This window comes from Virgibacillus sp., from assembly GCF_013393565.1.
Taxonomy (GTDB): Bacteria; Bacillota; Bacilli; order Bacillales; family Amphibacillaceae; genus Virgibacillus; species Virgibacillus dokdonensis.
This window is the reverse complement of the sequence record NZ_JABXHF010000103.1, coordinates 1-10,589: the sequence shown is the minus strand read 5'-3', so window position 1 is coordinate 10,589 and position 10,589 is coordinate 1. Positions and strand designations below refer to the sequence as shown.

Here is a 10,589-nt window from a genome sequence, read left to right as displayed (position 1 = left end):
AAGCCATTGCTTATGCAAAAAAATCAGGTCTTAACCCTGAGTTAGTGCTTGATAGTATAACAGCTGGCGCGGCCGGAAGCTGGTCACTTTCTAATCTTGCACCACGGATGATCAAAGAAGATTATACACCAGGCTTTTATGTAAAACATTTTATTAAAGATATGAAAATAGCACTAGAATCAGCAGGAGAGCTAGGGTTGTCTACACCTGGATTAGCTCTATCATTAAAGCTTTACGAGGAACTCGAAGCAAAAGGAGAAGCAGATAGCGGCACACAAGCCTTAATCAAATTATTTTCTTTACCCCACTAATCTTCATACAGAAGGATGATACATAAACTTATGTGTTATCCTTTATATTTGTCGTTTTCAAGTGTAGAAAGCATCTTTGAGTGAAAAGTTATATTTTCACACTTAAATTTTTTAAAAATTTAGTGGTTTTACATTTTAAAGCAAGCTACACTTGTATTGTACAAACAAATGAAAGGAAAGGAAGGGGAAAAGATGGAATCCAAAATAGAAATACTCCCAAAACAGCGAATTGCTTTTATGCGACGAACTGGCCCTTATGGTCTTGAAAATATGCAAGTAATGGGGCGTTTTAAAAAATGGGCTACGGAAAAGAATCTCCTTCAATCAGCAACTATTTTTGCTATACCTCAGGATAATCCGGTCAAAACATCACCTGAAAATTGCCGATTTGATGTGTGTATCACCCTCTCTGAGGAATACCCTTTACAAGAGGATAGAGCCATTCGCGAAGGTTGGATTTCTGGAGGAAAATACGTTGTTTATAACATCAATCACACATCTAAAGATATTGCCAAAGCGTACAAAGCTATTTTCCCAGACCTCAACAAAAACGGTTATCAAATAACGAACAAACCTATAATGGAAAGATATACTGGCGATATGTATAACCATCCTTATTGTGACATTTGTGTGCCTGTAAAGTAAAATTCTGGCATACCAAAAGAAGTTATCCGTTCGATAACTTCTTCTTTTTTTCATGTATGAAATCGCCATTGATCGCATGGAAAAAGCCATTATACGACTTGCAGGTGCGCTATTTGCACAAAAGGTATTAACTATAAAAGTATAGAAGTTTATTTGCAACACTTGGCTTAATTTTGGGATATAGCATCATCGTTTTTCGTATAAGACAACCTTAAACCTTAACATTTGATACTTTCCTATCTACTTACTTTTAAAGAAAAGCTAATAATATAGCATAGAGGTTGCTCAAAGTTGACCATTTTCCGATATTTTCATCGTTTGCACGCATCTAAAACTATATATGGCACACTTGCGAAAAGACAGTAACCTTTCCAAAGGATCATTTTCCTTTGTTCATGTTTTTGTTATCTACTTCTTGCTGAACGGCAAAAGCTAAATCATCATTCCCAAATAACTGAAGCGCTTGGAGTACCGTTTCTGTCGCGATGAAATCAGCTTCTTCTTTGGACACCGTCTCCTCCATCATTTCTTCCAACACTTTATTGGCTTGTTGATGAGGATATGCCTTTTTATACACTTCTAAAGCATCTACATCATGATTGACACACCACTGCGCAAAAACTAAAATCATCATTCTTTCATTTTGCTCATAATTTGCAATGACCGTTTTTTCTCTTTCGTTCATACGCTTACCCACCATTTCTTAACATAAATATCCAAGAAAATGATAACGACTGTTGTAAGTCAAGGGGCAAATGGTTATACATCTCCTTGCTAACACCTTGCTTTGGTACACCATACCCATCTACATATTCCAAATCTGTTTCCGTACATAGCTGTTGAAATTCCCAAGGCATCATTGTATTACAAATGACTGTTTCCCCATGCAAGCGCGGATAACTATTCGCACGCGGTCCTGCAGTCGGTCCTAATATTCCTACACAGATATGTCCACGTTCTTTTACTACACGCTTTAACTCTTGTAACGCTTGCTTTGGATTTTCCGTCCACTCCAAAACATTAATTGCCATAATTGCATCAAATGTATTTGTGGAAAAAGGAAGCTTTTGCACATCCCCTTCCATTACATGGATGCTATTTGGAAGTTTCTGCTTCGCATATTGAACCATTACGGAAGAAATATCAAGTGCAGCTACTTGATAACCTTGCTCATATAACTTATACGCACCATACCCATCACCACAGCCAATATCTAATACATGCTGATTAGCGCTCAGAAAACGACGTAAAAATGGGATAACAGCCTGTCTACTTCCGGTTTCCCACATGCTTTTACTGCGTTCATTCCAAGTAACCGCACGCTCATCCCATTGCTTTGCGACCTCTCCATTCCAATTAAACCCCATATTACATCCCCTCATTCCCCTTATCCTTGTTTCCATTATGCATTATCTCTGGCTTTTTTTACAGTAAGTTCTTAGATAAAATAGTTTTTAGGAAAACTTCGCTTATCGTTAAATCTTTATGTCGAAAAACACCATCGTTTTACTTTATTACAGAAAGGCTTTCCTATAGTGTAATAAAAATCATGCTAAGACGAAAACATGGTATAATTGCGATATGAAGTTGACAGTGGCTTATACGAATTAAATAATTGCTTACGTTGAAGTCTGGGTGAGGCTTAAACTTGTTCTATATCGCCATAATGACAGATTTAATTGTTTACATAAAATGATGTTGTACGAGGAAAAAATAAGACTGCCTCATTGTAGAATGTGAAAGGAGAAATAATTTGGAAGCATTTCTAACAATAGTAAAGGAGATTATTTTACCAGTTTTTATTATTATGGGATTAGGTTTTTTCTTACAAAAGAAATTTGACCTTGATTTACAGACGCTGGCAAAAATAAACATTTACTTTCTTGTTCCTGGGTTTATTTTTGTTAAACTATACGATACAACATTTTCAGGGCAGCTCTTACTACAAATAGTCGTCTTTTTTATATTATTAATTTCCGTACTCTATATCGTAGCAACAATTACCGCGCGCCTTATAGGGTTTGATAAATCAAAATCCACTACATTTTCTAATAGTATTCTTTTCTTTAATTCTGGTAATTATGGAGTTCCTGTCAACGATTTGGTGTTTAAAAGTGATCCTGTAGCGATGTCCATTCAAGTCATTATCTTAACCTTACAAAATATTCTACTATTTTCTTATGGCATTTTTTCCTTACAATCTATCCATATTGGTAAACTACGAGCACTATTCAGTTATTTTAAAATGCCCGTATTATACGCCATGCTAGCAGGAATTTTATTAAATATCGCAAATGTTTCCATTCCTTCTTTCGTTTGGGTTCCAGCTAATTATATAGCTGATGCAATGGTAGCTATGGCCCTACTTACTTTAGGTGCTCAAGTAGCTCAGCTTCGTTTAAGCTCCAGTTTGCCAACAGTTTATATCAGCTTAACTATTCGCCTCCTTCTCGGTCCAATCATTGCTCTTGGTATTATACGTATCTTACAACTAGATGGCATTATCGCTCAAGCTCTGTTCATTGCCTCAGCAATGCCCACAGCTGTGAACAGTTCGGTTATCGCTCAAGAATATAACAATCATCCAAATTTCGCCGCACAAATCGTTCTATTTTCCACCATTTTCAGTACGATTACGGTAACAGCGGTCATTTAATTATCAAGACATTTATTTTAAAAGATCAGTTCGCAGGTATCTTCAAATATTTAGTAAAATATGCACCTAAAATAAACAAAGCAACAGTGATCCCAAAACTCACCAAACCGAGAAATTCAAAGAAGTAGGCAATGATATTTACAATTGATATGCAGAAAAAACAAATCGGTGTCAGCGCGCTTTTGATGCCTTTCACCCCTGCTCGTTTTCTTTTTTGTATCGTTACATATATTGCAATGATAAGTATAATTGCTAAAGTTCCCCACATTATGTCTGAAAACAATGCTATAAGCCTCCTGTGTTTCAAGATGTTACTTTCCTATATCATATCAAATTTCCCCTGTTAGAAAAACATACCATATCGCAAGTCTTAAAAAGTCACCATAACCCACTAATTGGTTTATAAAAACTGCTTTGGCTTCTTTATTTAAAATGGTTTCACTTCTCCTTTCTCTCCTCCTTATTATAACTATGTAACAATAGTACTTGAACTATTGTTACATAGTTATAATAAGGAATTTTTCAATTGGTTTTATTTGAATAGAAAGGAAAGGAGTGTATTTCAACCAAGCAACCAAAAAAGGTTCGATAATGCAAGTATTTTCATTTCCCTGTTAAATTTAGTTAATTTACCTTTTTACGTACAAATCATCGTGTTATAATGGGGACTGTTAAAGAGGTTGGGTCATACATTCGTATAAAGAGAGCCTTCCATCAGCGGGTATTTCTTTTATTTCCACTGATTATTAGGCGGATTGAGGTGCTGTTATCTCCCTCATAGACTCGTTCCAGCTCGACAGTCTTACAGCAACTTATATCTGGTATAAAAGGTTAGCTTATTTTTAATGCTATTGGATTTGAACCTCTATTCTAGAAGAGATGAGGGTGTGATATTTTTTGTGGAAACGTAATATTGTTTTATGGATTTCGTTAGCGTTAAGTAGTTTATTTGTAGTTGTAGGTGTTGTATTTAATCAATGGTTAGGAGAAAAAGCGGCAATCTTCTTAGACTTTGCAGTCACTTATTTCAATTGGTTTTATTTGCTTGTTGGATCTCTGTTTGTTTTCATATGCGTTTTTTTAATTTTTTCAAAATACGGAAATATCAGACTTGGAAAAGATACAGATAAACCAGATTTTAGTACTACCGCTTGGATTTCGATGCTTTTTAGTGCGGGAATGGGGGTAGGTCTAGTATTTTGGGGGGTAGCAGAACCAGTAAAACATTATTTATTCCCACCATACGGGGAAGGTGGAACGATAGAATCTGCAAATAATGCAATGAAATATACATTCTTTCATTGGGGATTGCACCCTTGGGCCCTCTTTGGAATCGTAGCATTAAGCTTAGCTTATTTCCATTTTCGAAAAGGTTTACCTTCAGCGATCAGCTCTATTTTCTATCCTATTATAGGTGACAAAATTCATACGAACATAGGCAAAACAATCGACGTACTGTCGGTTTTTATTACGGCAGTAGGCATTTCTAGTACGTTTGGTTTAAGTACATTACAAATAGCTAGTGGCATGGAAGCACGATGGGGCATTGAAAATACATTTAGTACGCAGCTGATGATTATTAGTTTTGCAACAATCATTTTTTTAATATCTTCATCGACTGGCGTTAATCGCGGCATCAGATATATTTCTAGCTTAAATGTAATTCTATTATTTACTTTAATGCTTTCTGTTTTTCTCATCGGTCCAACAAAACAAATTTTAGAAATTTTTATTAGCTCTACAGGAAGTTATCTTGGTAACATCGTTCCAATGGGGTTGAAAATGGAACCATTTGATCAAAAAGCAAACAATTGGATCGGCTCATGGACGGTATTTTATTGGGCATGGTGGACAACATGGGCACCGTTTGTTGGTTCATTTATTGCTAGAATTTCTAAAGGGAGAACGATTAAAGAGTTCGTCATTGGTGTGTTAGTCGTTCCGTCTTTAATTTCTTTCGTCTGGTTCTCGATACTCGGTGGAAGTGCCATCCACTTCATTCATGAGTTTCAAAATACTGGCTTAGCAGATAGTATTAATGCTGATGTAAATGCGGCTCTGTTTGCTTTTTTTAACGAAATACCTTTAGGACCTATTTTAAGCGTATTAGCAATTATACTTATCTTTTCATTTTTTATTACTTCTGCTGACTCTGCAACTTTTGTACTTGGCATGCTAAGTGATAAAGGAAATTTAAATCCATCTAATCGAATTAAAATGACATGGGGAATTATTTCTTCTGGATCTGCTATTGTATTTTTATTAGCTGGTGGATTAGATGCCGTAAAAACGATCTCCATTGTAGTAGCTTCACCTTTTACCATTATGATGTTGTTTATTTGTTACAGCATTATAAAATCATTAAAACGTGAATTTAAATAATATAGCTAATTAGAAAAACTTGGCTTGTCGTCACGTCTTTATGACGATAGACATCGTTTTTATTATACTATAAACCTTAAATTTTATGCTTTCCTATAGTGGAACAAATATACAGGTTGTTACCTCCCGCTCAGAATCGCACTTTATATTTTATCAACTTATGAAGCGGGAGTTGGCACAACCTTATATGCAGCATTGCATTTAAACCCATTCCTCTACTTTCATCTGCTCTGTGCACCAAGCAACTTTCGTTATATCAACATATCCTGTCTGCTCTTCCATTGCGTTTAATACACCCATAGCTAAACCGAATCTGATCAGTTTTTCACCTGAAAGTTGTCTAGCTAATCCGGTGGCAAAGCCGGCAATGACAGAATCACCGGAACCAACTGGATTAGCAGCATTAATTTTCGGAGAATGTACGCGATATACCTTATCTTTATGTTTTACAACCGCTCCTTGTTCTCCCATCGTAATAACAACCCAGTCAACTCCATCAAATAATGCTGACTGAACAGCTACTTTCACATCTTCTATATCTAGCTTTCCTTCTCCAAGCAGGTCAGCTAGCTCATCTTGGTTTGGCTTAATCAAATAAGGGACTGTATCCCCTTGCAACGAACGTGCTAATAAATCACCTTTGGTATCTAATAACACCGGAATGCCAACTTCATTTGCGATAGCCAACATTTGCTCATAGTAATTTTCCTGTAACCCTTTTGGTAGACTACCAGAAATGGTTATCCAATTTGCTTGTTTCGCTTGCTCACGAAATTGACGTAAAAATTGACTAGCTTCTTCTTGCTGAATAACTGGGCCATCCTCTAATATTTCCGTTTGTTTTCCATTATGAATCATTGCAATACAGTTTCTCGTATCTCCAACAACTGGCATAAAGCCATTTTCAATATTTAATCGTTTTAATTCGCTGTTAATAAAATCTCCTAAACTACCACCAAGAAAACCTGTAGCACTAACCTTCTCATCAAACTGACGAATAACCCTTGCTACATTGAGTCCTTTTCCACCAGCTGTTTTTCTAACATCCGTAACGCGATTTACTGTATCTATGTTAAATTCTGATAAGCGATATTGAATATCTACGGACGGATTTAAGGTAATCGTCAAAATCAAATTTATTCCTCCTCATTGGGATCTTTTCCAATGCATATCTTTAAAACTTAGCCTAACTCTATTCAGTATGGCAAAATCTTTGTTTTTTTATAGAGAAACGACCTGATCCCTTATAGCGAAATACGCCATCGTTTTTCTTATACAATAAGCCAAAATATTATACTTTTATACCGTATGAAAAAATGCTGCAAAATCTGTCCTTCGTTTAAGATTTATTTTTACGATCATCGTTTCCATAGTAGACCCAGCCAGTCCATCTACAGAAATTAGAGGCAAGAGCATAGGTCCTCTTACCTCTATTGCTTCCTTTTATGCTTTGCCTGCACTCATACAAATTTCTATTTTATCTTTTACTGCTGCCTTCATTTTTTCTTTAGCTGGCGTCATATACTTCCTGGGATCTGTTTCATTTGAATGCTCGATTAAATGCTCACGAAGTCCTTCTGAAAACGGAATCTTAAGTTCTGTAGAAATATTGACCTTCGCACATCCTAAAGCAATACACTTCTGTACATCTGCTTTTGATATTCCAGAGGCCCCGTGGAGAACAATTGGTACTGTCGCTACATTGTTAATTTTTTCAAGCCGTTCAAAATCAAGTTGCGGTTCGGTTTCATACAAGCCATGCCCTGTACCAATTGCTACTGCTAAAGAATCGACACCGGTTCTTTCGATAAATTCCACTACGGTATCTGGGTCCGTATACGCCGCATCTTTCGCTTCAACTACTAGATCATCTTCCTGCCCTACTAATTTACCTAATTCTCCTTCTACTGTTGCTCCATAAGCATGTGCTTTTTCGACTACTTTTTTTGTAATAGCAATATTTTCTTCAAATGTATGATGCGAACCATCAATCATCACCGATTTGGTTCCTAATTCAAGAGATTCAACAATAGATTCATATGTTTCATGATGATCAAGGTGTAAGGCAATTGGAATATCATGGAGCTTGGCTGCTACTTCTGCGATAGCTTGTACATATGCTCTACCAGCGTACTTCATCGTTCCAGGTGTCGCTGCCAAAATGACAGGGGACTTCATTTCTGCTGCTGTTTCTACAACTGTTTGGATCGTTTCTAAATTATGAATATTAAAGGCTGGTACGGCATACCCTTCATTTCTCGCTTTGATAAGCATTTCTTTTGTGTTTTGGACATATCCCATCGTAAAACTCCTCACTTCTCGTTGTTTTTTTGATATTTAATTTCGCCACTAATGACAGTAGCTTGAATTTGGCACTGCTCATCTATGACGACAAAATCGGCATATTTTCCTGGACGTATGCTTCCTAGTTCCTGTTCACGACCTAAGCTATGAGCGGGACTTAGACTAGCTAAATGCCAAGCTTCATCCCATGTGCGATCAGACCATTGACTCAAGTTTTTAATCGCATCCTTTAAAATTAACGTACTTCCAGCTAAAGAACCGGTTTCTGTCCGTGCAACCCCATTTCGCATTACAACAGGGAATTCGCCTAACTGATAACTTCCATCTGGCATAAGCCCTGCACGCATGCAGTCCGTAATTAGAACAGTACGATCGCCTTTCACTCGCCACGTAAAAGCTGCGACATCAGGATGTACATGATGCCCATCACAAATTAATTCAACAAAAGCTTGTTTAGCCATTAAGGCTGATCCAGCTACTCCCGGATTCCGGTGATGAAATCCAGCCATCCCGTTAAATAAATGAACAAATGTATTTGCCCCTGCTTCAATAGCAGTTTTACAGCAGTCATAATCTGCATTGCTGTGGCCAAGGCTTACTTTTACATTTGCTTCCGTTAATGCAGTAATAAATTCTTTAGATCCTTTCCGTTCTGGTGCTAGCGCAATTTTCACGATAGAACCACCCGCAAGCTGTTGCCATTTTGTAAACAGTTCTAAGTCAGGATCACGAAAATAGATAGGATTTTGTGCCCCTTTATGCTTTTCTGTAAAAAAAGGGCCTTCTAAATAAATCCCCTCTGACTGCGCTCCAGACAGCCCTTCCTCCGTCGCCTCCACAATCGCTGCTATAGATTGTTCCAAGTTTTCGGAAGAGGACGTTAATGTCGTTGGTAGAAACCGCGTTACCCCAAGCGGCAACAAAGCTTCTGAAATTTGCTGCACAGCTTCTTTGGTCCCATCCATAATGTCATAGCCATTGACACCATGAATATGTGTATCAAATAACCCAGGGGCGATGGTATAACCGCTCCAATCCACGATATTAGCTTGTGTAGTAAGGCTTTTCTTCCATTCGCCAAAACGTCCATGATCAATGGCAAGATAACCTGGACCTTCCAACCTATCTTCTAATAAAAATTGATCTGCCTTTATATAATATTGCATTCCTTACACTTCCTTTAAATTGGGTACGAATGAATAGGTTATTTCAGAAAAATTTGGCTTATTGATATAGCTTTGTGCGAAAAACGTTGTTGTTTTACTTATGCAATAAACCGTATCGTGTAAAAGCTTTATATGCCGTCCAAATCCTCTTCTTTTTTCTTTTTCGCGATTTCAAACGATTTAATGTTTGTTTGTCCTTCATATAAAGCATGTTGTACAAAATCATCTAGGTTTTGTTCCCTTTGGAATAAACTGCTTAATAGCATTGGTGAATTGGTTCCGCCAATTACCCTTACATTACCTTTTGATGCAGCAATTTTAGAACTTACGTTAAAAGGTGTGCCTCCCGCTAAATCCGCAAAACAAACAACACCACTTCCATATTCAACCTCAGCCATTGCTGCTATTAAATCATGCTCCAATTGTTCTTGATTTTCATGAAAAGGGACTGTTTTTAACCCTTCTACATCTCCTGCAATCAAACGAATAGATTCATACATCCCCTCAGGATACGAACCATGTCCAGTTATTATAATCCCAATCATTGTATGCACCCTTCCCGACTTCCATTTTCATTTATTTCCTTACCTACATAACTCCAAAATAAGATCCTATAAGCCCTACAACGACGGTTAATCCAATTAAAGTAAGCGGTGAACGACCTTTTTTAAGCAGCCAATAAACGAGTAGTGTATAGGCTAAAGGTAAAAGAGCAGGCATGATTTGATCTAATATATCTGTTTGAACATTTAATTCAGATTCACCTTGTGTCCACGTATAGTCAATTTTAAATGAAACGTACGTAGCTATTAATCCTCCAACAACGGTTAATCCGACAATAGAGGCCGCACGTGAAACATGCTGTGTTCCTTCTTTCAATTTTGCAATTGCTTTTACTCCTGTTTTGTAGCCATAGTTCATTAAACCGAATCTAACTCCAAAATGGATGATATTGAACATGATTAGAAACACAAATGGGCCAAAAATATTACCATTTACCGCCAGAGAAGCACCGATACTCGCTGTAATAGGTAATAATGTAAGATAGAATAACGCATCCCCTATACCACCTAAAGGTCCCATCGTTGCCACTTTAATTCCACGAATAGCTTCTCTATCTTCCTT

At 37.0% G+C, this 10,589-nt stretch carries 12 protein-coding genes; 4 read left to right on the top strand and 8 right to left on the bottom strand.

The window, feature by feature from the left end; translation table 11 throughout:
* Both HLX49_RS16295 and HLX49_RS16290 read left to right on the top strand, forming a co-directional pair.
* A partial coding sequence (locus HLX49_RS16295; RefSeq protein WP_296363212.1) for an NAD-binding protein occupies positions 1-311 on the top strand: 311 nt, incomplete at its 5' end.
* A gap of 192 nt (positions 312-503) precedes the next feature.
* On the top strand, positions 504-956 hold the full coding sequence (locus HLX49_RS16290) for an AraC family transcriptional regulator (RefSeq protein ID WP_101932802.1): 453 nt from the start codon (positions 504-506) through the stop codon (positions 954-956).
* Between the two features lie 379 nt (positions 957-1,335).
* Here HLX49_RS16290 and HLX49_RS16285 read toward each other — a convergent pair whose 3' ends face one another.
* Entirely contained in the window at positions 1,336-1,641 is a 306-nt protein-coding gene (locus HLX49_RS16285) for a hypothetical protein (protein WP_101932803.1), read from the bottom strand.
* A 4-nt stretch (positions 1,642-1,645) separates the two neighbouring features.
* Positions 1,646-2,323, bottom strand: coding sequence for a class I SAM-dependent methyltransferase (locus HLX49_RS16280; RefSeq protein ID WP_101932804.1), 678 nt, complete (start codon positions 2,321-2,323; stop codon positions 1,646-1,648).
* A gap of 386 nt (positions 2,324-2,709) precedes the next feature.
* Between HLX49_RS16280 and HLX49_RS16275 the strand changes: the two genes are divergently transcribed.
* On the top strand, positions 2,710-3,612 hold the full coding sequence (locus tag HLX49_RS16275) for an AEC family transporter (RefSeq protein ID WP_296363208.1): 903 nt from the start codon (positions 2,710-2,712) through the stop codon (positions 3,610-3,612).
* Positions 3,613-3,637: 25 nt separating this feature from the next.
* Here HLX49_RS16275 and HLX49_RS16270 read toward each other — a convergent pair whose 3' ends face one another.
* The gene (locus tag HLX49_RS16270; RefSeq protein ID WP_483372465.1) at positions 3,638-3,895 is read right to left on the bottom strand and encodes a hypothetical protein; all 258 of its coding nucleotides are present in this window, start codon (positions 3,893-3,895) and stop codon (positions 3,638-3,640) included.
* Positions 3,896-4,509: 614 nt separating this feature from the next.
* Here HLX49_RS16270 and HLX49_RS16265 point away from each other — a divergent pair.
* Positions 4,510-5,994, top strand: a complete 1,485-nt coding sequence (locus tag HLX49_RS16265) for a BCCT family transporter (protein WP_296363206.1) — start codon at positions 4,510-4,512, stop codon at positions 5,992-5,994.
* A 201-nt stretch (positions 5,995-6,195) separates the two neighbouring features.
* Here the strand turns inward: HLX49_RS16265 and HLX49_RS16260 are convergent, their stop codons facing one another.
* From HLX49_RS16260 to HLX49_RS16240, 5 genes are all read right to left on the bottom strand, one after another.
* On the bottom strand, positions 6,196-7,128 hold the full coding sequence (locus tag HLX49_RS16260) for a hexose kinase (protein WP_296363204.1): 933 nt from the start codon (positions 7,126-7,128) through the stop codon (positions 6,196-6,198).
* A gap of 309 nt (positions 7,129-7,437) precedes the next feature.
* Positions 7,438-8,295: a tagatose-bisphosphate aldolase subunit GatY gene (gatY, locus tag HLX49_RS16255; RefSeq protein ID WP_296363202.1), complete on the bottom strand. Its 858-nt coding sequence runs from the start codon at positions 8,293-8,295 to the stop codon at positions 7,438-7,440.
* Positions 8,296-8,306: 11 nt separating this feature from the next.
* Entirely contained in the window at positions 8,307-9,464 is a 1,158-nt protein-coding gene (gene nagA, locus HLX49_RS16250) for an N-acetylglucosamine-6-phosphate deacetylase (protein WP_296363200.1), read from the bottom strand.
* Positions 9,465-9,592: 128 nt separating this feature from the next.
* Complete coding sequence (locus tag HLX49_RS16245) at positions 9,593-10,009, bottom strand: PTS sugar transporter subunit IIA (RefSeq protein WP_116278455.1); 417 nt, start codon at positions 10,007-10,009, stop codon at positions 9,593-9,595.
* 43 nt (positions 10,010-10,052) lie between these two features.
* Positions 10,053-10,589: PTS system mannose/fructose/sorbose family transporter subunit IID (locus HLX49_RS16240; protein WP_296363194.1), on the bottom strand; the 537-nt coding region annotated here is incomplete at its 5' end.